At 70.5% G+C, this 23,764-nt stretch carries 27 protein-coding genes; 14 read left to right on the forward strand and 13 right to left on the reverse strand.

Translation table 11 applies throughout. The annotated features are described in order from the left end of the window. Window positions 1-68: 68 nt before the first annotated feature. Together FCG67_RS06495 and FCG67_RS06500 are read right to left on the reverse strand one after the other, a co-directional pair. Window positions 69-719 carry a DedA family protein gene (locus FCG67_RS06495; RefSeq protein ID WP_136908276.1) on the reverse strand — a complete coding sequence of 217 codons (651 nt, stop codon included), beginning with the start codon at window positions 717-719 and terminating at the stop codon, window positions 69-71. Between the two features lie 4 nt (window positions 720-723). Then, a complete protein-coding gene (locus tag FCG67_RS06500; protein WP_136908278.1) occupies window positions 724-1,446 on the reverse strand; it encodes a DedA family protein in 723 nt (240 codons plus the stop codon). A gap of 231 nt (window positions 1,447-1,677) precedes the next feature. Here FCG67_RS06500 and fbaA point away from each other — a divergent pair, with 231 nt between their 5' ends. Then, window positions 1,678-2,715: a class II fructose-bisphosphate aldolase gene (fbaA, locus tag FCG67_RS06505; RefSeq protein WP_169310461.1), complete on the forward strand. Its 1,038-nt coding sequence runs from the start codon at window positions 1,678-1,680 to the stop codon at window positions 2,713-2,715. A gap of 83 nt (window positions 2,716-2,798) precedes the next feature. Here fbaA and FCG67_RS06510 read toward each other — a convergent pair whose 3' ends face one another. Continuing rightward, entirely contained in the window at window positions 2,799-4,355 is a 1,557-nt protein-coding gene (locus FCG67_RS06510) for an Rv0361 family membrane protein (RefSeq protein ID WP_136908282.1), read from the reverse strand. Window positions 4,356-4,415: 60 nt separating this feature from the next. Here FCG67_RS06510 and FCG67_RS06515 point away from each other — a divergent pair, with 60 nt between their 5' ends. From FCG67_RS06515 to FCG67_RS06525, 3 genes are all read left to right on the forward strand, one after another. Beyond that, window positions 4,416-4,832, forward strand: a complete 417-nt coding sequence (locus FCG67_RS06515) for a DUF3151 domain-containing protein (protein ID WP_077043471.1) — start codon at window positions 4,416-4,418, stop codon at window positions 4,830-4,832. Between the two features lie 37 nt (window positions 4,833-4,869). After that, window positions 4,870-5,964, forward strand: coding sequence for an FUSC family protein (locus FCG67_RS06520; RefSeq protein WP_223263884.1), 1,095 nt, complete (start codon window positions 4,870-4,872; stop codon window positions 5,962-5,964). 69 nt (window positions 5,965-6,033) lie between these two features. Then, complete coding sequence (locus tag FCG67_RS06525) at window positions 6,034-6,954, forward strand: cation diffusion facilitator family transporter (protein WP_136908284.1); 921 nt, start codon at window positions 6,034-6,036, stop codon at window positions 6,952-6,954. 7 nt (window positions 6,955-6,961) lie between these two features. Here FCG67_RS06525 and FCG67_RS06530 read toward each other — a convergent pair whose 3' ends face one another. Then, window positions 6,962-7,885 (reverse strand): SDR family oxidoreductase, encoded by a 924-nt coding sequence (locus FCG67_RS06530; RefSeq protein ID WP_136908286.1) that lies wholly within the window; start codon window positions 7,883-7,885, stop codon window positions 6,962-6,964. Beyond that, entirely contained in the window at window positions 7,882-8,346 is a 465-nt protein-coding gene (locus tag FCG67_RS06535) for a pyridoxamine 5'-phosphate oxidase family protein (RefSeq protein WP_136908288.1), read from the reverse strand. The genes FCG67_RS06530 and FCG67_RS06535 overlap by 4 nt, the downstream gene beginning before the upstream one ends. 63 nt (window positions 8,347-8,409) lie before the next feature. On the opposite strand from FCG67_RS06535, the gene FCG67_RS06540 reads away from it, so the two are divergent. Next, on the forward strand, window positions 8,410-9,366 hold the full coding sequence (locus FCG67_RS06540; RefSeq protein WP_136908290.1) for a helix-turn-helix transcriptional regulator: 957 nt from the start codon (window positions 8,410-8,412) through the stop codon (window positions 9,364-9,366). A gap of 4 nt (window positions 9,367-9,370) precedes the next feature. On the opposite strand, the gene FCG67_RS06545 is transcribed toward FCG67_RS06540, so the two are convergent. Next, window positions 9,371-10,333, reverse strand: a complete 963-nt coding sequence (locus FCG67_RS06545; protein ID WP_136908292.1) for a DUF389 domain-containing protein — start codon at window positions 10,331-10,333, stop codon at window positions 9,371-9,373. 97 nt (window positions 10,334-10,430) lie between these two features. Here FCG67_RS06545 and FCG67_RS06550 point away from each other — a divergent pair, with 97 nt between their 5' ends. Then, window positions 10,431-11,342 carry an aminotransferase class IV gene (locus FCG67_RS06550; protein ID WP_136908294.1) on the forward strand — a complete coding sequence of 304 codons (912 nt, stop codon included), beginning with the start codon at window positions 10,431-10,433 and terminating at the stop codon, window positions 11,340-11,342. A gap of 70 nt (window positions 11,343-11,412) precedes the next feature. On the opposite strand, the gene FCG67_RS06555 is transcribed toward FCG67_RS06550, so the two are convergent. Beyond that, window positions 11,413-12,234: a class I SAM-dependent methyltransferase gene (locus FCG67_RS06555; protein WP_136908296.1), complete on the reverse strand. Its 822-nt coding sequence runs from the start codon at window positions 12,232-12,234 to the stop codon at window positions 11,413-11,415. A gap of 155 nt (window positions 12,235-12,389) precedes the next feature. On the opposite strand from FCG67_RS06555, the gene FCG67_RS06560 reads away from it, so the two are divergent. From FCG67_RS06560 to acpM, 5 genes are all read left to right on the forward strand, one after another. After that, window positions 12,390-13,064: a winged helix-turn-helix transcriptional regulator gene (locus FCG67_RS06560; protein ID WP_136908298.1), complete on the forward strand. Its 675-nt coding sequence runs from the start codon at window positions 12,390-12,392 to the stop codon at window positions 13,062-13,064. Beyond that, the gene (locus FCG67_RS06565) at window positions 13,019-13,726 is read left to right on the forward strand and encodes a TetR/AcrR family transcriptional regulator (protein WP_136908300.1); all 708 of its coding nucleotides are present in this window, start codon (window positions 13,019-13,021) and stop codon (window positions 13,724-13,726) included. The genes FCG67_RS06560 and FCG67_RS06565 overlap by 46 nt, the downstream gene beginning before the upstream one ends. Continuing rightward, window positions 13,723-14,217 (forward strand): SRPBCC family protein, encoded by a 495-nt coding sequence (locus FCG67_RS06570; RefSeq protein WP_136908302.1) that lies wholly within the window; start codon window positions 13,723-13,725, stop codon window positions 14,215-14,217. Before FCG67_RS06565 ends, FCG67_RS06570 begins: the two co-directional genes overlap by 4 nt. A 105-nt stretch (window positions 14,218-14,322) precedes the next feature. Then, window positions 14,323-15,129: a helix-turn-helix domain-containing protein gene (locus FCG67_RS06575; RefSeq protein ID WP_136908304.1), complete on the forward strand. Its 807-nt coding sequence runs from the start codon at window positions 14,323-14,325 to the stop codon at window positions 15,127-15,129. A 57-nt stretch (window positions 15,130-15,186) separates the two neighbouring features. After that, window positions 15,187-15,492, forward strand: coding sequence for a meromycolate extension acyl carrier protein AcpM (gene acpM / locus FCG67_RS06580; RefSeq protein ID WP_097210067.1), 306 nt, complete (start codon window positions 15,187-15,189; stop codon window positions 15,490-15,492). Window positions 15,493-15,553: 61 nt separating this feature from the next. Here acpM and FCG67_RS06585 read toward each other — a convergent pair whose 3' ends face one another. From FCG67_RS06585 to FCG67_RS06600, 4 genes are read right to left on the reverse strand one after another with little or no spacing between them, the layout of a single operon-like run. Further along, a complete protein-coding gene (locus FCG67_RS06585; RefSeq protein WP_211243135.1) occupies window positions 15,554-16,480 on the reverse strand; it encodes an alpha/beta hydrolase family protein in 927 nt (308 codons plus the stop codon). Further along, window positions 16,477-17,646: a thiolase family protein gene (locus tag FCG67_RS06590; protein WP_136908306.1), complete on the reverse strand. Its 1,170-nt coding sequence runs from the start codon at window positions 17,644-17,646 to the stop codon at window positions 16,477-16,479. Before FCG67_RS06590 ends, FCG67_RS06585 begins: the two co-directional genes overlap by 4 nt. A 2-nt stretch (window positions 17,647-17,648) precedes the next feature. Beyond that, window positions 17,649-18,407, reverse strand: a complete 759-nt coding sequence (locus FCG67_RS06595) for a thioesterase family protein (protein WP_136908308.1) — start codon at window positions 18,405-18,407, stop codon at window positions 17,649-17,651. Further along, on the reverse strand, window positions 18,404-19,834 hold the full coding sequence (locus FCG67_RS06600; protein ID WP_136908310.1) for an MFS transporter: 1,431 nt from the start codon (window positions 19,832-19,834) through the stop codon (window positions 18,404-18,406). Before FCG67_RS06600 ends, FCG67_RS06595 begins: the two co-directional genes overlap by 4 nt. A 57-nt stretch (window positions 19,835-19,891) precedes the next feature. Between FCG67_RS06600 and FCG67_RS06605 the strand changes: the two genes are divergently transcribed. Beyond that, the gene (locus tag FCG67_RS06605; protein WP_136908312.1) at window positions 19,892-20,395 is read left to right on the forward strand and encodes a winged helix-turn-helix transcriptional regulator; all 504 of its coding nucleotides are present in this window, start codon (window positions 19,892-19,894) and stop codon (window positions 20,393-20,395) included. A 51-nt stretch (window positions 20,396-20,446) separates the two neighbouring features. Here FCG67_RS06605 and FCG67_RS06610 read toward each other — a convergent pair whose 3' ends face one another. Continuing rightward, window positions 20,447-21,226 (reverse strand): site-2 protease family protein, encoded by a 780-nt coding sequence (locus FCG67_RS06610; RefSeq protein WP_136908314.1) that lies wholly within the window; start codon window positions 21,224-21,226, stop codon window positions 20,447-20,449. A gap of 123 nt (window positions 21,227-21,349) precedes the next feature. On the opposite strand from FCG67_RS06610, the gene FCG67_RS06615 reads away from it, so the two are divergent. Continuing rightward, window positions 21,350-22,360, forward strand: coding sequence for a glutamate ABC transporter substrate-binding protein (locus FCG67_RS06615; RefSeq protein ID WP_136908316.1), 1,011 nt, complete (start codon window positions 21,350-21,352; stop codon window positions 22,358-22,360). On the opposite strand, the gene FCG67_RS06620 is transcribed toward FCG67_RS06615, so the two are convergent. Further along, window positions 22,357-23,037, reverse strand: coding sequence for a hypothetical protein (locus tag FCG67_RS06620; RefSeq protein ID WP_246044909.1), 681 nt, complete (start codon window positions 23,035-23,037; stop codon window positions 22,357-22,359). The two genes, FCG67_RS06615 and FCG67_RS06620, sit on opposite strands and share 4 nt — an antisense overlap. Before the next feature lie 184 nt (window positions 23,038-23,221). Here FCG67_RS06620 and FCG67_RS06625 point away from each other — a divergent pair, with 184 nt between their 5' ends. Next, window positions 23,222-23,761, forward strand: coding sequence for a hypothetical protein (locus tag FCG67_RS06625; protein ID WP_136908317.1), 540 nt, complete (start codon window positions 23,222-23,224; stop codon window positions 23,759-23,761). Window positions 23,762-23,764 lie beyond the last annotated feature (3 nt).

Consider the following 23,764-nt stretch of genomic DNA (forward strand, 5'->3'; position numbering starts at 1 on the left):
GCTGGGGCCTGTGTCCTGAGAGCCATCCTCAAACCTGAAGTTCGATTGAGGTCAAGCGGCGGGTGCGGTCAATCGACCGTGTAGTCGACGGGCGGCTTCGCCATCTCCTGCCGGTAGTGCCGGATGCCGAGCACCGTGCCGACGATCAGGCACACCACCATGACCGCGAGCACGGCAGGCATCAGCCACGGGACGCGCTGGAGGAACTCGCCCGCGTAGAAGCCGATCAGCAGCAGCACCGGGGCCCACGCGAGCGCCCCCAGGCTGCTGGCCACCGTGTACATGCGGTGGTTCATCCCCGCCGCGCCCGCGACCAGCGGGCACAGGGTCCGGACGAACGGAATCCAGCGCGCCACCAGAACCGACAGGAAGCCGTGCCGGTCCAACAGGACGTTGACCTTGTGCAGGTTCTCGGCCGTCACGTAGCGGCCCCCGCGGCGCGCCACCAGGTGGTGCCCGGTGCGCAGGCCGATCCGGTAGCCGACCTGGTTGCCCGCGATGGCGGCGACGGCGGCACCCGCGGACAGCGCCCACACGTGGGCCGAACCCGAGGAGTGGCCTGCCAGCACGATGCCCGCCGTGATCAGCAGGGAGTCACCGGGCAGGAACAGGCCGATGATGACGGCGCACTCGAGGAAGACGAAGGTGAGAACGATCAGCCACACCACCGCCGGACCGGCGGTTTCAAGTGGCGCAAAACTGCCGGCGGCGAGCGTCATCGACCTACGGCGTCGGGTCGTCTTGGGCCACGGGGGCCTCGGGCGCTGTCACCGCGACCGGTTCGCGGCGCGAGGCCATGACCTTCTTGGCCACCGCGGCTATGCCCGGCAGGATCGAGATGAAGACGATGAGCAGGAAGATGGCCTCGACGTGGTCGCGGATGAAGGCGACATTGCCGAGGAAGTAGCCCAGGATCGTGACGCCGCCGCCCCACAGGATGCCGCCGACGATGTCGTAGCCGAGGAAGGTGCGGTAGTTCATCTTCGAGACGCCCGCGATCACCGGGGTGAACGTGCGCACGATCGGCACGAAGCGGGCCAGGATGATGGTCTTCGGCCCGTGCTTCTCGAAGAACGCGTGCGACTCGGTCACGTACTCCTTCTTGAAGAAGCGCGAGTCCTCCTTCTTGAACAGCGAGGGGCCGATCTTGCGGCCGATCCAGTACGCGGTCTGGTCGCCCAGGATCGCCACGACAGGCACCGCGATCATCAGAACCCAGATGTTGACCGGCGGGTTCGGCTGCGCGGCGAGCAGACCACCGGTGAAGAGCAGTGAATCGCCAGGCAGAAGCGGGAACAGCAGGCCCGTCTCGATGAACACGATGGCGAGGATCGCCGGTAGCACCAAGTTCTTGAGCCACGACTCCGTCAGCAGATACATCGGGTCCATCCACTGGGGCATCAGGGCTAGGTTGGTCACGGACTCCGAGGCTGCCTGCACAATCACGCGGCCCAGAGTACCGGCGATCGGCGCGGGCTCGCCCGCCCGCGCCCCGCAGCCGGTCGGCGAGCGCGGTTACCGCACGCGGCGCCGGCGGTAATCGTGAGGTCGCCGGTGGGCGGCGACGGTCAGGAGTCGTCGGGCACGCGCGGCGACGTTTGCAATACTGCATGTACCCCCGGCGCCCCTGACATCAAGGGATGCGCCCCCTCGACTCTTTAAATGGAGGTCAGTTCCGTGCCGATCGCAACTCCCGAGGTCTACGCCGAGATGCTCGGTCGGGCCAAGGAGCACTCCTTTGCCTTCCCCGCCATCAACTGCACCTCTTCCGAGACCATCAACGCCGCCATCAAGGGCTTCGCGGACGCGGGCAGTGACGGCATCATCCAGTTCTCGACCGGCGGCGCGGAGTTCGGTTCCGGCCTCGGCGTCAAGGACATGGTCACCGGCGCCGTTGCGCTGGCCGAGTTCGCGCACGTCATCGCCGCGAAGTACGACGTGACCATCGCGCTGCACACCGACCACTGCCCCAAGGACAAGCTCGACGGCTTCGTGCGCCCGCTGCTCGCGATCTCGCAGGAGCGCGTCAACGCGGGCCAGAACCCGCTGTTCCAGTCGCACATGTGGGACGGCTCGGCCATCCCGATCGACGAGAACCTGGAGATCGCCAAGGAGCTGCTCAAGCTCTCGGCGGCCGCGAGGATCATCCTCGAGGTGGAGATCGGCGTCGTCGGCGGCGAAGAGGACGGCGTCGAGGCCGAGATCAACGACAAGCTCTACACCTCCAGCGAGGACTTCGAGAAGACCGTCGACGCGCTCGGCGTCGGCGAGAACGGCAAGTACCTGCTGGCCGCCACCTTCGGCAACGTGCACGGCGTCTACAAGCCGGGCAACGTCAAGCTGAAGCCCGCCGTGCTCGAGGAGGGTCAGAAGGTCGCGGCCGCGAAGCTCGGCCTGGCCGCGGGCACGCAGCCGTTCGACTTCGTCTTCCACGGCGGCTCGGGCTCGCTGAAGTCGGAGATCGAGGACTCGCTGAACTTCGGCGTCGTGAAGATGAACGTCGACACCGACACCCAGTACGCGTTCACCCGCCCGATCGCCGGACACCTGTTCGCCAACTACGACGGCGTACTCAAGATCGACGGCGAGGTCGGCAACAAGAAGGTCTACGACCCGCGCAGCTACCTCAAGAAGGCCGAGGCCGGCATGACCGCTCGCGTCATCGAGGCCTGCAACGACCTCAAGTCCGCCGGGCGCTCCGTCTCCGGCAGCTAGTTCGCTCGCACGAAAGTGCAGCTACCGGCTCGGCCTCTCGGCCGATGCCCCGGTAGCTGCACTTTCGTCGTTTCCGGGCTAGGTCAGCAGACCTTCCACGCGTCGCCGTCGCGCTGCAGGTTGAACGAGCGCGCCGAGCTCTCGTTCGGGGCCGCGCCGGTGTGGACGGTGGCCTGGGCGATCGCGGTGTCGTCGGTGATGGAGACCGTGTCGATGCTCTCGACGACGGGGATCGACCGCTGGTCGACCGCCACCCGGTACACGTCGGCGAACTCGGCATCGGGGATCTGGGCGTAGTACGACGCCAGGTCGCCGCAGGAGATCGTCCGCAGGGTCGCGAGATCTCCGCCCTCGATCGCGTCGACGAAGGTGTTGATCGCGGTCTTGACCTGGTCCTCCGCCGAGTTGCTGCTGACCGTCGAGGTGAGCAGGTAGGCCCCACCCGCCGCGGCGGCCAGCACGACGCCGACGGTGACGACGATCGGCCATCGCTTCTTGCCGCTCGACGCGGGCTCAGGGGCGGGGATCTTCGCGGGCCCCGCGACCGGAGGTGCCGGGCGCGGCGGCGCGGCGACGGGAGAGGCGCCCGCGGGCGGCCGGACCGCCGGTGCGGGCCGGCCGGGACCGACCTTGGTGGGTGCGGCCTTGGGGCGCGAGACCTGGGTCGGGGGCACCACGGCGTTGGGCCGCGCGGGCGGCGGTGTGACCCTCGGGAGGGCGACGGTGGCGTCGTCGGGGGTGGCAGGCGGCGGCGTGGCCCTCGGGAGGGCGACGGTGGCGTCGTCGGGGGTCCCGGCGGCGGCCGCGGGTGCGGACTGCGGGGCGTTGGTGGGCGCGGGCGGGGCGCCTGCGGGCACGACCTTTCGCGGTGCGGCCGTCGGAGCCTGCGGCTTCCACGCCGCGCCCGACCTCTCCACCGGGACGGTGACCGCGGCGAATCCGTCCTCATCGGTGTCGGTGTCGGTGACCGTCGGCTCGGGCTCGGCCGGTGCGTGGACGTCTTCGGCCTGGGCCGCGGCGTCCGCCTCGGGCTCGGGCTCCACCTTGGACTCGGCCTCCGCCTCGGGCTCGGGCTCGGCCTCCGCCTCGGGCTCGGCCTCCGCCTCCGCCTCCGCCTCGGGCTCGGCCTCCGCCTCGGCCTCTGCGTCCGTCGCGGCCTCAGCCTCGGCCTCTGCGCCGGGCTCGGGCTGGGCCTCCGTCTCGGCCTCCGCCTTGGACTCGAGGTCCGTCTCGGCCTCGGCCTCTGGCTCTGTTCCGGGTTCGGACTTCGCTTCGGTCACGGTCTCGACCGGCGCGGGGTCCTCGTCCTTCTCGGTGTGTTCCGCCGATTCCGGTGCGACCTCGTCCGTCGCGTCGGTGTCCGGCGTGTCGTCGGCCGCATGCCCGTCCGCCTCCGCCTCCGCCTTGCCAGCGCCAGCGGCATCGCCGGCGACGTCGGGTTCGGTGTCCGGGGTCTCGGCCTCGGGGGTCTCCGGTGCCTCGGCGTCCGTCGTCTCCGGCGTTGTCACCGAGGCGTTTCCGGTGTCCTGTGCGTCCGCGCCGGTCGCTGCCCGGTCGCTGCCGGGTTCCGCGCTCTGGGCGGCAGAGTCCTTGGGTTCCGGGTTCTTGGGGTCCGACACGTCCGCCCTCTCGTTCGCCATTCCTGTTCGTGACTGTGGGCAGCCTATCGAGCGACCGGTGGTCGGGGCACAATGGTCGGCATGACCTCTTTCGGTGACCTGCTCGGCCCCCAGCCCACCCTGCTGCCAGGAGACGACGACGCGGAGTCCGAACTCCTGAACAAGGCGGACCCCAAGCAGGTTGCGGCCGACCATCCGACGGCGTCCATCGCGTGGGCCTACCTGGCCGAGGCCGCACTGGCCGACGACCAGACGATCACCGCCTACGCGTACGCGCGCACCGGCTACCACCGCGGGCTCGACCAGCTGCGACGCAACGGCTGGAAGGGTTTCGGTCCGGTGCCGTACAGCCACGAGCCGAACCGCGGGTTCCTGCGCTGCGTCGCGGTACTGGCCAAGGCCGCCAACGCGATCGGCGAATCCGACGAGCACGCCCGCTGCCTGGACCTGCTCGAGGACTGCGACCCCAGGGCCGCCGAAGCACTTGGCCTCGGCTAGCCCTCAATTCTTCACCGCCGACCGGGGCCGCGCTCGACTGAGGGCCTCGGTCAAACGCCTGCGCGGATCGGCGTTTCCCGTCCTGCAGTGCGCGCTCGCCGCCGGACTCGCCTGGTGGATCGCCAATGACCTGATCCACCACCCGAATCCGTTCTTCGCGCCGATCGCGGCCGTCGTCTCGCTGGGCCTGTCCCTCGGGGCGCGGCTGCGGCGGTCGGTGGAGCTGCTCGCGGGCGTCACCGTCGGCATCGGGATCGGTGACCTGCTGATCTCCCAGATCGGCACCGGCGCCTGGCAGATCGTGCTCGTGGTGATGCTGGCCATGTCGACGGCGATCTTCCTCGACGGCGGGCCGATCATCTCGATGCAGGCCGGCACCTCCGCGGTGCTGGTCGCGACGCTCATCCCGCCCGAACGTGGCGGCGGGCCCGACCGGATGATCGACGCCCTCATCGGTGGCCTGGTCGGGATCCTCGTCGTGGCATTCGTGCCGACCCATCCGGTGCTGCGGGCGCGGCAGCATGCCGCCGCGATCCTCGGCACCGCGGGGGAGGTGCTGCAGCTGGTGGCGGACGGGCTGGTCGAGAACGACCCCGAACCGATCGTCAAGGCGCTGCAGAAGGCCCGCGACACCCAGTCGGCGATCGACGGGCTCCGGTCCAACCTGATCGGTGGCCGGGAGATCAGCCGGGTGTCGCCGCTGTACTGGAACTCGCGCGAACGTCTCGCGCGGCTGAGCGCCACCGCCGATCCGATCGACAACGCGATGCGCAACATCCGGGTGCTCGCGCGGCGGTCGCTGACGCTGGTCCGCGACGACGAAATCCTCGATCCGCGGTTGGTCGACGAGGTGGAGAAGCTCGCGCAGGCGCTGGAGGTGCTGCGCCGGATGATGCTGGCCGATCCCGGCGAAAAGCCCGACCAGGCCGACGCGGCCCGGGTGCTGCGCTCGGTGGCGTCCGGGGCGAAGGCCGAACTAGTGGAGAACGCGGGCGTGTCCGCGACCGTGGTGTTCGCGCAGATCCGCTCGCTGACGGTGGACCTGCTGCAGGTCGCGGGCCTGAAGCGGATTTCGGCCATCGCGACCTTGCCGCCGACGGTCGCGCACCCCTACTATCCGCCGGAGCAGTAGCGGCGACGATGTAGCCACATATGCGAATGTATGCATATGATGTACGCGAACCGCACGAAGGGGAGCGTCATGGGAGTTGGGCACGGGCACAGTCACGGGGGTGAGCCGACCGCCGCGGGGCCGTCGGCGGGCCGGATCCGCCGGATGGTCATCGCGTTGGTCATCCTGCTCGGGTTCCTCGCGCTCGAGGTCGCGGTCGGCCTGACCATCAACTCGCTCGCGCTCCTCGCGGACGCCGGGCACATGCTCACCGACGTCGTCGGCATGTCGATGGGCCTGGTGGCGTTGCTGCTCGCCAGGCAGGGGTCCAAGGCCGCCGCACGCACCTTCGGCTGGCATCGAGCCGAGGTGCTCACCGCGATGGCCAACGCGGTGCTGCTGCTGGCCGTCGCGGCGTGGGTGATGTACGAGGCGATCGGACGGATCGGCGACGCCCCCGAGGTGCCCGGCCTGCCGCTGATGCTGACGGCCGCCGCCGGGCTCGCGGCCAATATCGTCGTGATGCTGATGCTGCGCGCCGACGCCAAGGGCTCCCTCGCGGTCCGCGGTGCCTACCTCGAGGTGCTCGCGGACGCCGTCGGCAGCGTCGGCGTCCTCATCGCCGGTGCGGTGGTGCTGGTGTTCAACTGGCCGTACGCCGACATCGTGGTGGGCGTGCTGATCTCGCTGTGGGTGGTGCCCCGTGCGATCAAGCTCGCGGGCGCCGCGCTGCGCATCCTCACCCAGGCCTCGCCCGCGCACGTCGACGTCGACACCGTTGAGGCGGATCTGCGCGCCCTGCCCGGGGTTTCGGACGTGCACGACCTGCACGTGTGGACGCTGACCACCGGCATGGACGTCGCGACCGTGCACCTGACCACCGAGGCGGATTCGCGGCAGGTGCTCGGCGCGGCGAAGGTCGTGCTCGACGCGCACGGGCTCGGCCACGCGACCGTTCAGGTCGAGTCGGGAGCCGAGGGCAGCCACTGCCAGGAGAACCTCACCTGGTGAGGCCCGCTCAGCGGTAGCCGTCGGTGTTCGCGGGCAGGTCCTTGTCAGCCACCTCGACGAGATAGCGCCAGCAGTCCGGCCTCGAGCCGTCCACGTCGGTGAAGCCGTAGCGCTCGGCCAGCTGCCCGCTCGAGACCACGGTGCCGCTGAACTGCATGACATCCGGGTCGGCGGCCAGCGCGGCGACCGCCCGGCCGACGAAGGTCGGCGACTCGGAGATCGCGAAATGCGGTTCCCGGTCGAGCGCGTCGCGCCAGTTGTCCTCGGCCACGCCGAAGATCTCCAGCATCGTCTCCGACCGAAGCCAGCCAGGGGTGACGGCGACCGCCGTCGAGTCCAGCGGGGCCAGTTCGTGGGCCTGCGCGGTGGTCATCCGCTGCACCGCGGCCTTGACCAGGTCGTAGTAGAAGCCAACCTGGTGCCGGTAGGCGACGTTGTATTCCGCTGTGCCGTCGGTCATCTCGACGACCAGGCCGCCGGGTCGGCGGATCAGCAGGGGCAACGCGACATGGCTCGTGATCGCGTGGGTGTCGATGCCCATCCGCAGCATGCGCAGTCCGCCCTCCAGGTCGTGCTCCCAGAGCTTGGTGCCGAACTGCGCGTACCTGTCCCCGCCGAAGATGTCGTTCACCAGGATGTCGAGCCGCCCGTGCTCGGTGTCGATGCGGGCGACCAGGGCGCGCACCTGGTCCGGGTCGAGGTGGTCGACCCGCAGCGCGATGCCGGCACCGCCGGTGGCCGCGATGAGATCGCCTGTCTCCTCGATGGTCTCGGGCCGGTCGATCTCCGACCGGCCGGTCTCGCGGCTGCTGCGTCCGGTCGCGTAGACGGTCGCTCCGGCGCGGGCCAGCTCGACCGCGATGGCTCGGCCCGCGCCGCGGGTGGCACCCGCGACCAGCGCCACCTTCCCGGTCAGGTCCGGCGCGCTCACCGGCTGCGCCTCGTGACGCCCGCGCCGGGCCGCCACAGGTCGACGTGCAGCCGGTCCTCCGAGACCGTCGTCAGGACCGCCTCCTCGACGCCGAGCTCGAAGATCTGCGCCTCGTCGCCGGGGTTCTGGTCGTAGCTCTCGAGAATGGCCCTCTTCTCGTCTCCGAACAGCTCGCGGGCCCGGCCGGAGATCTTCGCGTCGCCGCCCTCCATGGTGTGGTGGCCCGGATTGGTGTGCAGCGAGTAGCGCGGGTCGCGGTGCAGATCCCGCACCTTCATCGCGCCAGGCATCGACCCGAGGACCAGCAGTCCGCGGAAGATCTCCACCTCGGTGCCGCTGACCCGCGGGGATCCGTCGGCCCGCAGCGTCGCGAGGACGTGATGCTTGTGTGCGCGCAGCCGCGCGGCGATGGGTTCGGACAAGGCCGGTGCTTCGTCGGAGAACTGCTGCCAGGTTGTCATGCGGACCAGTGTGCGCCCGAATCCCTGACATCTTCTGTCAGTGATTCCGGATAGGCTTCGCCGGTGCGCTCCAGTCGGTTGCTCGACCTCATGCTGCGGTTGCAGGGCGGCCCGGGTAGCACCGCCGAGCGGCTGGCCGAGCAGCTGGAGGTGTCCGTGCGCACCGTGTACCGCGACGTCGCGGCGCTGCAGGCCGCGGGCGTCCCGCTGTGGACGGAGAGCGGGCCTGGCGGCGGCATCCGGCTCCTCGACGGCTGGCAGTCCAAGCTCAGCGGGATGACCGGTGTCGAGACCTCCGCGCTCATGCTGCTCGGCGTCCCCGGGCTGGCGGCGGACCTGGGTCTGGGGGAGCAGACGGCCGCCGCGGAGGCCAAACTCCTTGGTGCGATGCCGCTTCCGCTGCGTGCGGGTGCCGAGCTCTGGCGCAGCCGCCTGCACGTGGACGCCCCCGGTTGGTTCGGGCGGGCGGCGAACGCCCCACACCTGGCGACGGTGGCGCGGGCCGTGCTCGACGGCCGACGGCTGCGGATCGGCTATCGCCGGGGCGGCCGGGAGGTGACCCGCACCCTCGACCCCTTCGGGCTGGTGGCGAAGGCAGGCGTCTGGTACCTCGTCGCCGGGCACCGCGGCGCGACGCTGTCCTTCCGGGTCTCGCGGATCGGTGCCGCGGCGGTCCTCGACGAGGACGCCCGGCGGCCGGACGACTTCGACCTGGCGGCTTGGTGGGCGCGGTCGACCGCCGAGTTCGACCGGTCTCTGCTGCGGTACCCGTGCCGGGTGCGGCTCGCACCCGCGGCGTGGCGGTCGCTGCCCGTGGTGATCGGGCCGGAGGCCGCGCGGGTGAACCCGGGCCCCGCGGACGCGGAGGGTTGGGTCGAGGCGGGACTACTGCTCGAGTCGGAAGAGGTTGCGGTGCATCAGCTGACGGCGCTCGGCGCGGGCGTGGAGGTGCTGGAGCCGGCCTCGTTGCGCGCGGGACTGCGCGCGATCGGTGCGGAGATGGCCCGTCGGAACGGCTGAGCTCTCAGAGCATCCGACGGACCCGGTCGAGCGCGCGGGCCCGGCGCACCGACACCCGTGTCCACAGCGCCTGTTGAATCGTCAGCGTCGCCCAGCCGGCCATCGCCATGCCGGACAGGTTCAGCAGCAGCTGCAGGCTGCTGCCCCAGATCTCGTGACCGGCGCCGAATGCCAGGGCCAGTCCCACGTTTCCCGCCGCGGGCACCGTCGTCACGGAGATGAACACCCCGGCCAGCCCGGCCGACTTCGCCGAGGTCAGCGACAGCACGCCCGCGGCCGCCGCGATCACCGCCACGATGAACGACCACTTGTCCGGGCTGTAGATGAACGCGGTGTCGGGGCGCGGCCCGGTGACGTCGTCGATCGTTATCCAGCCCAGCCCCCTGCCGACCACCGCGAGGATCGCGGTGACCGCGATCGCGACCACGAACCCGACGACGAGGGTGCGGACCGCGAGCGCGAGCAGCACCCACCTGCGCCGTACCAGCGCGACCCCGAGCGCGGCGATCGCCCCGAACTCCGGCCCCAGCACCATCGCCCCGATCACCAGGATCTGTGAGTCGGTGATGATCGCGATCGCCGCCAGCAGGGTCGCCAGGGACATGAAGCTCAGGTAGGTCCAGTTGAGCTCGGTCTCCTCGTAGGAGCGCTGCGCGACCTCCGCCCACACCACGGAGTCCGCGCTGCTGCCCGGGGTGCGCAGTTCGGCGTCGAATCCGCTGCGGGAGAGCCACGCGTTGACCGGTTCGATCTCGATGCTGCCGCGGTGGTGCAACCCGGTGGCCCGCAACTCGTCGATCACGTCGTTGGCCGCCTCCCTGGCGATGTCGGCGTACACCACGTCGCCCTCCGGACGCAGCGAGGCGCCGCGCATCACCGCGAGGCCGCTGACGGCCGGTTCCGCGTCGAGGATCCGGAGGGCCTCGTCGGTAAGGTCGCTCGGCGCCAGGATCCGCAAATGGAGCATCCCGACAGTGTGCCGGGAGTCGGGCGGAAGTCGCGGGAGGCGGCAGGCACGAAATTCGGTTTCCGGGGCGCCGACCTGGTCGATAGCATGGCGTGCCATGGCTACCCCACATCCCCGCGTGTACTTCGGTGACCGGATCGTCGACGTCGCGGAGGCGACGCTCGGCGTCGCCACCTCGGCCGTGCTGTACGGGCTGAGCGTGTACACGGTGTTCCCGGTTCAGGTCGACGGGTCCCGGCGCAGCGCCTTCCGGCTGCGTGACCACTTCCAGCGGATGGTCGAGTCCTGCAAGATCATCGGGATGGATCGGTTCGCCGACGAGTGGGACTACGACCGATTCGTCTCGGTGGCAACCGAACTCGTCGCCGCGAACGCGCCGACCGAGGACGTGTTCGTCCGGGCCACGGTGCACGTCGACGAGTCGATCGCCGGCACCCGGGTGCGCGGCTGCCACACCACCGTCAGCATGTTCGTCTACGACGCGGTGCCGATCGTCCCGCAGGACGGCATGCGGCTCAAGACCAGCACCTGGCGCCGGATCCCGGACGACGCCATCCCGTCCCGCGCCAAGGTCAACGGGGCGTACGTGAACTCGGTGCTGGCCAAGCAGGACGCCATCGACGCCGGCTACGACGACGCGATCTTCCTCGACGGGAACGGCCACGTCTGCGAGCTCAGCGCCGCCAACATCTTCCTGGTCCGCGGCGGCACCCTGATCACGCCGGACGTGTCCTGCGACATCCTCGACGGCATCAACCGCCGGACCCTGCTCACCCTCGCGGCCGAGGACGGCATCCCCGTCGTCGAGCGCACCGTCGACCTCACCGAGCTGTACATCGCGGACGAGGTGTTCGCCACCGGCACCTCCGCGGGCGTGGCCCCTGTGTTCGAGGTGGACGGCCGGGTGGTCGGCGACGGCACCGCGGGACCGATCGGTCAGGCCCTGCGCAAGCGGCACGCGGCGGCCCTGCGCACCGACGAGTTGCACGGCTGGATCACCGAGCTCTAGACGCCTGCGGCGCCCGTGCGCGGTTGACGAGTGTGTGGACTCGTCAACCGCGCACGGGCGGCGGAGCCGCTCACTTCTTGACGGCGGTGAGCAGCAGGTACTCCCACTCCATGGTGCCGTCGCCGCGGTCGAAGCGTCGGCCCAGCTCGGCCAGCTCGCGGTCTAGGGCCTCGACGCGCTCGGGTTCGTCGGCGATCGCCCGGTACACCGCGATCGTCGGGCCGTAGCAGGTCTTGAAGAAGTCGCGGAACTGCTCGGCGGTGTCGAAGCAGTCGACGGTCAGCCGCTCGCGGCGCGCCACGACCTCGGTCACGCGGTCGCCGAGGAGGGCGCGCACGTGCTCCTCGTTGCCCCACAGCGGCGGCGGCTGCGCGCCGGCCGGCGGCGGGGGAGCGTAGGGCTTCATGGTCGCGAACATCTGGCCGATGAAGCCCTCGGGCGTCCAGTTGATCAGGCCGAGCGTACCGCCCTGGCGCAGGACGCGGACGAGCTCGTCGGCGCTCGGCTGGTGATGGGGCGCGAACATCACGCCGACGCACGAGATCACGGCGTCGAACTCGTCGTTCGTGAACGGCAGCGCCTCCGCGTCGGCCTCGCGCCAGTCCAGCGTCAGGCCAAGCGACTCGGCTTGCCGACGGCCCGACTCGAGCAGCTCGGGGGTCAGGTCCGAGGCAACGACGGCGGCGCCGATGCGAGCGGCGGGGATCGAGGCGTTGCCGGAGCCTGCCGCGACGTCGAGGACGCGATCGCCCGCCTTGATGCCGCAGGCCTCGACCAGGCGCGGGCCGAGGGCCGCGATGACGTCGGCGGCGACCGACGGGTAATCGCCCAGCGCCCACATGGCCCGGTGCTTGGCCTTGATGTCGGGGGCGGCGGTGGTGTGTGTGCTCATGGAAGTCCTCCTCGGTTGTTGTGGTGATTCCAGCGTCGGCCCATCGCGGCGCGAGCTCTAGTCCCAGATGTGAACCACCCGCGGTTCACGATCTGTACTGGCGCCAGGGCCGGGCCAGGCGTGTACTGGTCAGGAGGCAAACCGAGGAGGAAGCCGTGTCGGAATACGGCCAGTTCTGCCCGGTGGCGAAGGCCATGGAGCTGCTCGACGAGCGCTGGACCATGCTCGTGGTTCGTGAGCTGCTGGCAGGCAGCACCCACTTCAACGACCTGCGGCGGGGCAATCCGAAGATGTCGCCCGCGCTGTTGTCCAAGCGGCTGCGGACCCTGGAGCGGGCAGGCGTGGTCCGCCGGACCGTCGAGGACGGCCGGAGCAGTTACACCCTCACCGCCTGCGGCGAGGAGCTCGGCGGTGTGGTCGAGGCGCTCGGGGCGTGGGGCGTGCGCTGGATCGGCGAGCTCGGCGAGGAGGACCTGGACCCGCACCTGCTGATGTGGGACATGCGCCGGACGGTGCCGATCGACCAGTGGCCGCGCGGTCGCACCGTGGTGGCCTTCGAGTTCGACGACGTCGCCGCCCGCGCCGGCCGGTGGTGGCTCTGCGTGACGGGCGACGAGGCCGACGTCTGCGACTACGACCCGGGCTTCGGGGTGACCGCCACCGTCGCCACCGGCCTGCGCACCCTCATCGAGGTCTGGCGCGGCGATCGGTCCTGGGAGCAGGCGCTGACGTCGGGGCGGGTCACCATCTCCGGGCCGAGCTCGGTGGCGAGGGAGGTGCCCGCGTGGCTGGGGCAGATGAACCTGGCCGCGACCGTCCGGCCGGGGTGAGGTGCGAGATTTGCGTAATAGAGACTTGTCTCTATTATCAGTTCATGGGGCGCCCGCCGAAGTACTCGAACGACCAGATTCTGGATGCCGCATCCACGGTGCTCTCGCACGGTGGACCGGCAGCGGCGACGGCGGTCGCGATCGCGGCGGAGCTCGGTGCCCCTTCGGGGTCGATCTACCATCGCTTTCCCTCGCGGGATCTCATCCTCGCCACCCTGTGGGTCCGCACGATCCGCCGGTTTCAGGCCGGCTACCTGGAGGCCCTCGGCGACCCTGACCTGGAAACGGCCTGTGCGGGCGCCGTGCAGCACGTCCTTCGCTGGTCAGCGGACCACCCGGACGACGCTCGCATCCTGCTGATGTACAACCGGGATGATCTCATCGCGGCCTGGCCCGACGAGCTGGGCGAGGACCTCGCGACGCTGAACGACGGCGTCGAGGCCGCCGTCGGCCTGCATGTCATGGCGAGGTTCGGCGCGATCACCCCCGAAACGGTGGGCAGGGCGCGCCTTGCCCTCATCGATGTGCCGTATACCGCCGTGCGTCACAGCATCATCACCGGAGTTCCGATCGACGACTGGCTTGTGGACGCGGCGCTCGCTGCGAGCGCCGCCATCCTGAACAGCCGCGTTGCCGGAACGAACACGAGAGGGCAGTCATGACGCGAGTCACCGATGTTCACGTCCGCAAGTTCGCGGGGGATGCCGGCACCATCGGCAGGCAGTTGGAGACGCTCGCGAGCGCGCAGGAGGACTTCTGGGTGACCGATCTCGCTCCCCCCATGATCCTCGATCGGGGACTGCAGCCGGGCTCGTGCGGCGGGCACGGCAGCGTCCGCTACAGCGTGCTCGAGCACTCGCCGGGAGCGAGCGTGGTCTTCGGGTTCGACCCGGCGATCGGGCTCGTCGGTACCCATCGTTTCGCCGTCGCGCAGGACGGCGATCAGGTGAGCGTGCGCCACGAGCTGGATGCCGAGGCTTCAGGTTCCATGCGGCTGCTCTGGAAGCAGCTCGTGCTGCCGTTGCACAGCGGCGTCATCGAGGACATCTTCGATCATCTCGAGCGCACTTCCACTGGTACCGCTCGTCGGCAGCAGCCAACGAGTGCACCCATGAGGTGGCTGGGGCGTCGAATGGCGGCCGCGGGCATCTAGTCAGGAATCTGCAGGCGGAGAGCACGCGTCGGCAACACTGTCCAATCAATGGTCCAAGTGTCCAATCGGATGGACACTTGGCCGCGGGCGTGCCATGCTGCGGCGGTGCAAGATCATCATTCGTTCCGGGTGGGCGTCTCCGCCGAGGCCGCCCGGCTCGCTCGGGAACGGGCGGAGATCGCCGATGCGACGTACCGGAGTGTGATCGCCGAGGCGATCGCCGTCATGCGTGCGGAGGGATTGAGCGACCGCAGGATCGCGGCGGAACTGGACGTCAGCAAATCGTCGATCCGGGCGATGGCGATCGGTCCCGAGGTCGACGACGAATCCGCGGCCGGTCAGATCGAGGTACTCAGGTTCGGGGTGTGGGTCGATGTCGCGGGCATGTCCGGGCAGCACTTCATCATCGAGGACGACCAGCTCGTCAGCCACGAACGGATGGCCCGCCACGGCATCGACGTCGAACTCCTCCGCTCGGCCGGTCTCGCCGACACCGCCGCTCGGGAGTATCTGCAGGTGACAACCGGCGCGCGGATCCTTGTGTACTCACAGGAACGCTGGAAGGGCAGGCCCGACGAGACGACCGAGGACGGTTGGGATCGGCGAGGCCGCTACCTCATCGAACGCTGCCCGGGGCTGGCGGACGGGCGATGCGCGGGCAGCCACACGCCGCTCCCGCTCGGTGAGATCGGGCTCAGGGATGGCGATGACCTCTTCGGAAACGGCTGGCCCGGTCGGCGCCCGACCGCACATCAGGTGTGGAAGCTGCTCACCGCGGCAATCGAAGAGACCTACGAGATCTTTGATCCCTCCTATCCGGAACTCGAGCGTCGGCGACGGCCGGGAACGACACCGCGTTACCAGGCGCGGCCCGGAAACGGTGTGCCCGTGACCGATTCCCGTCGACGCTGATCCACCCGAAATCAACCGCTCGATCGAAGCGGTCCACGTGAGAAAGGGAGCCAGCAAGTGGCAACACAGGAAGAACTCGTTTCGGGAATCGCCGAGATCATCGAGGAGGTCACCGGAATCGAGCCATCCGAGGTGACGATCGAGAAGTCCTTTGTCGATGATCTCGACATCGACTCGCTCTCCATGGTGGAGATCGCGGTCCAGACCGAGGACAAGTACGGCGTGAAGATCCCCGACGAGGATCTTGCCGGCCTGCGGACCGTCGGCGATGCGGTCGACTACATCCAGAAGCTGGCGGCCCAGGATTCGGAAGCCGCGGAAGCGATCCGGGCGAAGATCGAATCCGAGACCGACCGCCCCTGATCGGCGACGCGGGAGGTATCTGCCCCGGAAACCGGGGCAGATACTTCCCGCCGGTGTGTGCTCAGATGATCTCGGCCCGGCGCTCCGTGGCCGCGGGCCACGGGTTCACCCCGCGGTGCAGCCACTCGGCGGTGCCACGCCAGAATCCGTCCCGGTGCCGGTCGTGGAACAGCCCGAAGTGGCCGATCTCCTCGTGGCCCAACAGTTTCGGGTCCAGTTCCACCCGGGAACGGTCGCTGCCGCGGTAGTAGCCGAGGGTACGGTCGAGCGCGGCGGGGGTGCCGAACTCGTCGTCGCTGGTGGCCACCGCCAGGATCGGTGCCCGCACGGCCGCGAACCGGCGCCGCACCTCGGACCGCTCGCCGCGCGGATAGCTGGATTCCATCGCGGCCCGGCGGAAGGCCCACTCGTGGGCCACGCCCGCGGGCAGATCCTCGAGCCAGCCGAGCCGGCGGCCGGGGAAGTACCCGTACGCGGCGGTGAGCACCGGCATCGCCAGGTGCCACTTCGCGAGCAGGCCCACCCGGCTCCGGCGCGCGTAGTCGCGCCAGTACGCATACTGGGCGCCTACGGTGAGCATCCGGTCCACGTGCACCGCAGCGGCCGCGAACCCGGGCAGGAACCCGCCGATGCTGTGCCCGACCACGGCCAGCGGCCGGTCCGGTTCCTGCGTCCGCGCGAACTCGACCGCCGCGTCGAAGTCCTGCTCGCCCCATGCTCGCCATGGGATAGCGGCGCCGCGCAGCGTGCCGGGCGGTCGGGACTCGCCGATGCCGCGGTAGTCGTAGGTGAGCACCGGCGAGCCGAGCTCGGCCAGGAACCGCGCGTACCGGTGGTAGTAGCGGGCCAGCACCCCGGTGGCGCAGTTGACGATCACCATCGGCGCGTCCGTGCCCGCGACGGTCGGTTCGAACAGGTTTCCGCCCAGCACGACGCCGTCCCGACACCCGAAGGTGACGGGACGGGTCGTGACCTCGGTTGATGTCACGCCAGCCGCTCGATCACCGTCGCATTCGCCATGCCGCCAGCCTCGCACATGGTCTGCAGGCCGTAGCGGGCGCCACGTTGTTCCAGCGCACCGACGAGGGTGGTGAGCAGCCGCGCCCCGCTGGCGCCGAGCGGGTGGCCGAGGGCGAGCGCGCCGCCGTGCACGTTGACCCGATCGAGGTCGGCGCCGGTCTCCTTCGCCCAGGCCAGCACCACCGAGGCGAAGGCCTCGTTCACCTCGAACAGGTCGATGTCCGCCAGCGTGAGTCCGGCCCGCCGCAGCACCTTCTCGGTGGCCGGGATGATCGCGGTGAGCATGAACAGCGGGTCGTCGCCTGCGACCGCGAAGCTGTGCAGCGCCAGCGGGGTGAGCCCGAGCCGGGCCGCGGTCTCGCCGGTGGTGATGAGCACCGCGGCGCTGCCGTCGCTGAGCGGGCTCGAGTTGCCCGCCGTGACTCCCCAGTCGATCTGCGGGAACCGCGTCGCCATCGCCTCGTCCGCGAACGCCGGACGCAGCGCTGCCATCGACTCCGGCGTGCCGCCGGGCCGGATGGCCTCGTCGGTGCCGAGTTCGGGCAGCGTGGCGAGCTCCTTGGCGAAGGCGCCGCCGACGGTGGCGCGGTGCGCCTTCGCGTGGCTGTGCAGCGCGAACTCGTCCATCTCGGCGCGCCCGATGCCCCACCGTGCGGCGATCAGTTCGGCGCTGATGCCCTGGGGCACAAGCCCGTCCGGGTAGCGCTCGGCGAACCGGGTGCCACGCCGATCGACGCCCGCGCCGATATTCGACCCCATGGGGATGCGGCTCATCGACTCCACGCCGCAGGCGATCACCACGTCGTAGGCGCCGGAGATGACGCCCTGCGCGGCGAAGTGCACGGCCTGCTGGCTGCTGCCGCACTGCCGGTCGATCGTGGTGCCGGGCACCGTTTCGGGGAAACCCGCGGCCAGCAGTGCGGTGCGGGTGATGTTGGCGGCCTGCTGGTCGACCTGGGTGACGCAGCCGCCGATCACGTCGTCGACGAGCGCCGGGTCGATCCCGGTGCGGTCGACGAGCGCGGTCAGGCTGTGCGCGAGCAGGTCCACCGGGTGGATCCCGTGCAGGGCGCCGCCCGGCTTGCCCTTGCCGATCGGGGTGCGGACGGCGGCGGCGATGACGGCGTCTCTCATGACTACTCCTTGGTGGTGGTGCCGCCGAGGATTCGGCGGAGCTGGCGGGCCTGTCCGGCGAGTTCTCCTGTCGCGGTGTGTAGTTCGGCCTCGTCTACGCACAGGTCGTCGGTCGCCCACGCGGTGCGGTGCCGCAGCCGGTACCAGCGCGACGGGGGCGTTCCTGGCGGGAAGTGGGCGCTGAACTCGATGGTCGGGATCGGGACGGGCGCGGTGCGGGTGGCGTACAGGCCGGGCGGCAGGGCGTCGAGCAGCACCGCCGCGCTCTCCTGTGGGGTGAGGTCGATGTCGGCGGTCAGGCGGATCCAGACGTCGAACTCCGGTGTTTCGCCGCCCGCGAACGGCCGCGCCGAGTTGATCGGCCGGATGTCGAGGTATTGCGAGAACGGCACGAAGTCGACCGGGATCTCCAGCGGGGGAAGGGTTTCCGGGTCCACGTCGGGCAGGGACACCGGTCCGGGTGGCCAGGTCACCGTGGTGCCGGGAGACCGGGCGAGTCGGACGACCGCTGTCGCGGCGTCGCCGAGGCGCGTCCGGACGCCCGCCGAGCGTCCGCCCCTGACCACCTCCGCGTCGACGGTGAACGGTCCCGCGGCGACCGGGGCGTAAAGATGGGCGGTGACCGCGACGGGGGTGGCGTCGAGGGTGCGGGCGGCGCCGCGGAGTAGCGCGGCGACGACCAGGCCGCCGTGGATGCCGCCGAACCCCCGCCACGAGTCGTCGAAGGTCGTCGGGAACGCGGTGGTCGTGGTGGTGGTCATCGCAGTGCCTCTGCGGGCTCGGTGGTGGGGGCGGAGCGCTCCGGGGGCGAGGTGCGGGCTGTGATGCCGAGCGCGGCGGCGGCCGCGAGCACCGAGACCACCCCGACGGACCACCAAGAATGCATGAAAGCCGTTCGAGTGGAATCGAATCCGATGGGGGTGCCCAGGATGGCGACGAGGGCGCTGATGCCGATGACGGCGCCGATCTGCCGGTGCATGGAGACCACGGCGCTGCCGGTGGCCGCGCGATCCTGCGGCAGGCCCGCGGTGGCGGTGGCAAGGATGGTCGGCATTGCCAGGCCGACCCCGACGCCCGCGATCAGCCAGCCGGGCAGGATCTGCGTCGCGTAGGCCGGTTCCGGCCCGACGGACGCCGCGATGAGCACCGCGCCGCCGCCCCAGAGCAGGCAGCCGAGGGCGGCGATCCGGCCCGCGTCGACCCGGGATGCGAGCCGCTGCGCGACGATCGCGAACACCGGCACCATCAGCGGGCCCGGTGCGATCGCCATGCCGGTGCGCGTCGCCGAGTAGTCCCAGACCGTCTGCATCCAGAGGATGTTCGCCAGCAGCGCGGCGGCGAACCCGGCGTTGAAGAGCAGCATCGCGGCGTTGGACCACGCGAAGGTGCGCACCCGGAGCATCGCCGGGTCGAGGATCGGGGCGCTGCCGCGACCGTTGCGGATCCAGAACCCGGCACCCGACACGAGGGCGACCGCGAACGCGCCGAGTACCCCAGCGCTGGACCAGCCCCAGGCGGGCCCCTCGACCAGCGCGAGAGCGAGCGCCCCGACTGCCGTGGTGAGCAGGGCGGCGGCGAGGACGTCGGGATGGTCGGCGTCGCGGTCGCGGGATTCGGGGATCGAGCGGGCCGCAAGCACCAGGAACGCGATCCCGATCGGGACGTTGATCAGGAACACCCAGCGCCAGGATGCGGCGACCAGGATGCCGCCGATCACCGGGCCTGCGGCGGCGGCGAGGGCGCCTGCGGTGGCCCAGATGCGGACCGACGCGGAGCGGCGCTCGGCGGGCAGGACGGTGAGGATCAGGGCGAGGCTGGCCGGGGTGAGCAGCGCGGCACCGATGGCCTGTGCGGCGCGGAAACCGATGAGCGACCACAGGTTCGGGGCCAGCGCGCAGGCCGCGCTCGCCGCGACGAACAGCCCCAGCCCGAGCAGGAAGCCGCGCTTGCGGCCCACCTTGTCCGCCCAGCGTCCGAGCGGGATCAGCAGCGCGGCGTAGAGAATCGCGTAGCCGTTGAGGATCCAGCTCAGGTCCGCGAGGGAGTGGCCCGAGAAGTCGGCGCCGATCTCGTCGAACGCCACGTTGACGACGAACAGGTCGAGGCCTGCCAGGAAGCTCGCGCCGCAGAGTGCGAGGAGGACCGGGCCCGGGCGGACCGGTCGCGATAGCTGACTATGGAGTTCCATAGTCAGCACGCTACGAGCTGACTATGGATTACACAAGCCAGGGGTACGATGGGGCACATGGGAGCGATTCACCTGGAGGGTGTGCTGGCCGACAGGGACGCCTGGCGGGCCACGCGGTGCTCGATAGGCAAGGCGATGGAGGTCATCGGCACCCGGTCGGCGGTGCTCATCATGCGAGAGGCCTACTACGGCACAACGCGATTCGACGACTTCGCGGCCCGCGTCGGGATCACCGAGGCGGTCGCGTCGGCGCGGCTGCGCGAGCTCGCCGAGGCCGGGCTGCTCGAGCGCAGCCCCTACCGCGAGCCGGGGCAGCGCACTCGGCACGAGTACCTGCTCACCGAGATGGGGCGCGATCTGCTGCCCGCTGTACTGGCGCTGATGCAGTGGGGCGACAAGTACCTGCAGGACGGCAGGGGTGCGCCGCTGGACCTGGTCGAGAACGACACCGGCGAGCCGGTGCGGGTGGAGGTGCGCGGCGAGTCGGGACGCGCGATGCCGCTCGAGGGGCTGCGGGTCCGCCCGGGCGAGCAATACCGAGAGCGCCTGCGGCGCCCGTGAGCGCCTGACGAGTCCCTGCACTCGTCAAGCGCGCACGGGCGGCGGAGCCGCCTACAGCCAGAAGCGCATCAGGTAGTTGCCTGCCTGCGCCCAGGCCTCCGGCACCCCGGACAGGCCGAACAGCCCGTAGATGGCGTCGAAGAACACCCGGTTGACCGACGGCACGAACAGGAACGCCACCAGGAACAGGATGCCGAGGCCCTTGTACTGGTCAAGGGCGCGGCGGGTCTGCGGGGACAGTGACGGCTCCAGCGCCCCGTATCCGTCCAGCCCCGGGATCGGGAGCAGGTTCAACACCGTCGCCATCACCTGCAGAAACGCCAGGAAGCTCAGGCCGTACCAGAAGACCTTGTGTTCGCTGCCGAGGCCGAAAACCCGGATGAAGAGAAGCAGCACCACCGCCGCGGCGGCGTTGACCGCCGGACCGGCCAGTGAGATCTGCCGCTGCACCCGGGCAGGCAGGCCCGCGGTGCGCAGATAGACGGCACCGCCCGGCAGCCCGATGCCGCCGAGCGCGATGAACAGCACCGGCAGCCCGATCGAGAGCAGCGGGTGGCTGTACTTGAGCGGGTTCAGCGTGAGGTACCCGCGGGCCTCCACCTCGTCGTCGCCGTGCCGCCACGCGGTGTAGGCGTGGCCGAACTCGTGCAGGCACACCGTCACCACCCAACCCGCGATGACCAGCAGGAAGACGCCGAAGTGCGCGAGTGTCGAGCGGGGCGCGGCGTTCCAGGAGAGCACGCCGCCGAGCACGGCCAGCGCGAGCACGCCGTAGAAGACCGGGCTCGGGCGGATCGCGACCCTCCGAGTGGGGGCGCCGGGAAAGGTCATGCGCCCAGTATCACCCGCATTCGCGTCGCGGCCGGCGAGGTGCGGCCGGATTCCTTCCGCTCGAGGCCCCCGAGCGGAAAGATGGCGGGTACGAACGTCGACCATTGCCCAGCTGGGGGTGTGATGTCGGGACGAGGAACGGGACACTCGCCGCACCTCGTCGCCCTGGTGCTCGCTGTGGGTGTGATGCTGGCGGCAACGGGCTGCTCTTTCGGTTCCCCCGACGGGCCGTCGATGACAACCCCCACCTTCGGCCCGCCGCTGCCGGGGGGCGCGCAGGTCCTCGAACCGGTCAGCGGCGAGCCCTCCAGCGCGCCTGCGCCGACGAGCTGCGACGCCACCGCCAGCCTGCGGCCCGGCCCGCCGACGACGCCGGGGGCGATGCCGCCGGGCGGCCCGCTGGCCCGCATCGTCGAACGCGGCAGGCTGATCGTCGCGGTCGACCAGTCCACGAATCTGTTCAGCTTCCGCGATCCCGATTCGGGTCAGATTGCCGGCTTCGACGTCGATGTCGCGCGTGAGATCGCCCGCGACATCTTCGGGGACCCGTCGAAGGTCGAGTTCCAGATCCGCGACACCGTCGATCGCGAGCCCGCGCTGCAGGACGGTTCGGTGGACCTCATCGTGAACGCCATGACGATCACCTGTGACCGCGCGGAGCGGATCGCCTTCTCGACCGTCTACCTGAACGCCGCGCAACGGATCCTGGTGACCGAGGGGTCGGGAATCGGCGGCGTCGCGGACCTCGCGGGTAAGCGGGTGTGCACCGTCCCCAACACCACCTCACTGGCCAACCTGCGGCGGATCCAGCCCGCCGCCACCGTCCTCGCCACCGAAACCTGGGCGGATTGTCTTGTCGCACTGCAACAACGGCAGGTGGACGCGGCCACCGCGGACGACACCCAGCTGGCCGGTCTCGCGGCACAGGACCCGTACCTCGAGATCGTCGGGGGCAGCCTGGAACCCGAGCCGTACGGCGTCGGGATCAACATCGCGGACGAGGAGCTGGTCCGCTTCGTCAACGGGACGCTCGAGCGGATGCGTTCGGACGGGACCTGGACGAAGCTGTACGACCAATGGCTGTCCGTGCTCGGGCCCGCACCAGCGCCGCCCGAACCGCACTACCGCGACTAGCGGACGAGCAACCAGTCCTGCGGATGCCGATAGAAGCTGCACCGCTTCAGCGAGCGCGGCGTCGTGACGCCGTCTCGGGTGACGACCGCGGCCGTCGAGCCCGTCTGTACGGCGCGCGCGCTTGTCCACCTCGGGCCGAGGAATCCCCAGCCGCGGCCGACGGTGGCCCGGACGCCAGGAGCCTCCAGGGTCGGTGCGACCCGCACCGACCGGACGGTCCCGGAGAACAGTCGGGTCGAGTCCGCGTAGGTCTCGCCGACGAGCTCGCCGCCCTCCGGTCCGGTGATGGAGGCGAGCCCGACCAGCGCGGTGCCCGAGTCGTCCCGGACCAGTGGCAGCGGCGCGGCCCGCCCCAGCACGGCCAGGTCGGCGGCGGGCGAGCCGGTCGGGAGCCGGTACAGCCGGGTGGCCGCGGTTCTCGTCGCGGCGACATAGGCCAGCTCGACGGACAGCCGCTCGCTCCGCATCAGCCGGGTCAGCGCCGCGGCCAGTGCGGCGTCCTCGCCGACGACGATCAGTCGGGGCACGGACGTGGTGCGCTCGCCCAGCTCGTCCAGCCGGGGGAGCAGCTCGTCGAAGTCCGGCTTGGTGGGGACGGCGGGCGCGGTGACCGTGGCGAGCTCAGCCAGCCGGGGTGGAATGGGCGCGTCACCGCAGGCGAGCACGAGACAGGTCAAGGTTCTGCTCCCGGTTCGGGTCGGCGGTCGACCGGAGGTCACATTCGTACAACCAGACGATACGAAGGTGTCATTCGGTCGACCAAACCGGGCACGCGGACATAACGAGTACCCCACTACTCGTGTCATCGGGGCATCACGGCAATAACGTCGAAGTCAGCCGACCAACCGACCGGAGATCCCCATGCAGATCACGATGCCGACGACCCGCGACCACCCCGACACCCTTGCCCGAACCATCCGGTTCTGCAGGTCAGGCCTCGTCGCCGCGGCGGCCGAGCTGCGCGGTGAGGGCGATGCCGGACGCGCCGCGGATCTGGAGGCCGCCCGGCACCTGCTCGACCTCGGGATCGGGCAGATGTGCACGCCGTCCGGACTGAACTCCCGGCGCTTCCAGGTCCAGCCGCTCGGCCTGCGGATCGGCAAGGCCAGGACCGACCGGCTCGTCGCGCGGGCCGACACCCTGCGGTTCACGGTGGACCTCCCGCCGGGTTCCGGCCCGGAATCGTGGGACGAGACGCTCACCGTGACCTGGTTCAACATGGCCACCCTCGAGGGCGGAACGCACCCGCTCGATCACTTCACGGCCGAGAACCCACCGGAGCCGGCAGGCCGCTCGGCGCTGGTGCGGACCGGGGTCGGGGTGATCGTCGCCGCTATCGACGGCGCGGATGACGACGGGGGCCCTTCGCATCGGCCCGGGTTCGTTCTCATTGCGGAGTAACAG

This window comes from Rhodococcus oryzae, assembly GCF_005049235.1.
Classification (GTDB): domain Bacteria; phylum Actinomycetota; class Actinomycetes; order Mycobacteriales; family Mycobacteriaceae; genus Rhodococcus_G; species Rhodococcus_G oryzae.

Bases quoted from the DNA above. Each gene is read 5' to 3' on its own strand.
- FCG67_RS06495 (WP_136908276.1), bottom strand. From the start codon at position 719: ATGACGCTCGCCGCCGGCAGTTTTGCGCCACTTGAAACCGCCGGTCCG.
- FCG67_RS06510 (WP_136908282.1), bottom strand. From the start codon at position 4,355: ATGGCGAACGAGAGGGCGGACGTGTCGGACCCCAAGAACCCGGAACCC.
- FCG67_RS06515 (WP_077043471.1), top strand. From the start codon at position 4,416: ATGACCTCTTTCGGTGACCTGCTCGGCCCCCAGCCCACCCTGCTGCCA.
- FCG67_RS06525 (WP_136908284.1), top strand. From the start codon at position 6,034: ATGGGAGTTGGGCACGGGCACAGTCACGGGGGTGAGCCGACCGCCGCG.
- FCG67_RS06535 (WP_136908288.1), bottom strand. From the start codon at position 8,346: ATGACAACCTGGCAGCAGTTCTCCGACGAAGCACCGGCCTTGTCCGAA.
- FCG67_RS06545 (WP_136908292.1), bottom strand. From the start codon at position 10,333: ATGCTCCATTTGCGGATCCTGGCGCCGAGCGACCTTACCGACGAGGCC.
- FCG67_RS06550 (WP_136908294.1), top strand. From the start codon at position 10,431: ATGGCTACCCCACATCCCCGCGTGTACTTCGGTGACCGGATCGTCGAC.
- FCG67_RS06555 (WP_136908296.1), bottom strand. From the start codon at position 12,234: ATGAGCACACACACCACCGCCGCCCCCGACATCAAGGCCAAGCACCGG.
- FCG67_RS06570 (WP_136908302.1), top strand. From the start codon at position 13,723: ATGACGCGAGTCACCGATGTTCACGTCCGCAAGTTCGCGGGGGATGCC.
- FCG67_RS06590 (WP_136908306.1), bottom strand. From the start codon at position 17,646: ATGAGAGACGCCGTCATCGCCGCCGCCGTCCGCACCCCGATCGGCAAG.
- FCG67_RS06595 (WP_136908308.1), bottom strand. From the start codon at position 18,407: ATGACCACCACCACGACCACCGCGTTCCCGACGACCTTCGACGACTCG.
- FCG67_RS06600 (WP_136908310.1), bottom strand. From the start codon at position 19,834: ATGGAACTCCATAGTCAGCTATCGCGACCGGTCCGCCCGGGCCCGGTC.
- FCG67_RS06605 (WP_136908312.1), top strand. From the start codon at position 19,892: ATGGGAGCGATTCACCTGGAGGGTGTGCTGGCCGACAGGGACGCCTGG.
- FCG67_RS06610 (WP_136908314.1), bottom strand. From the start codon at position 21,226: ATGACCTTTCCCGGCGCCCCCACTCGGAGGGTCGCGATCCGCCCGAGC.
- FCG67_RS06615 (WP_136908316.1), top strand. From the start codon at position 21,350: ATGTCGGGACGAGGAACGGGACACTCGCCGCACCTCGTCGCCCTGGTG.
- FCG67_RS06625 (WP_136908317.1), top strand. From the start codon at position 23,222: ATGCAGATCACGATGCCGACGACCCGCGACCACCCCGACACCCTTGCC.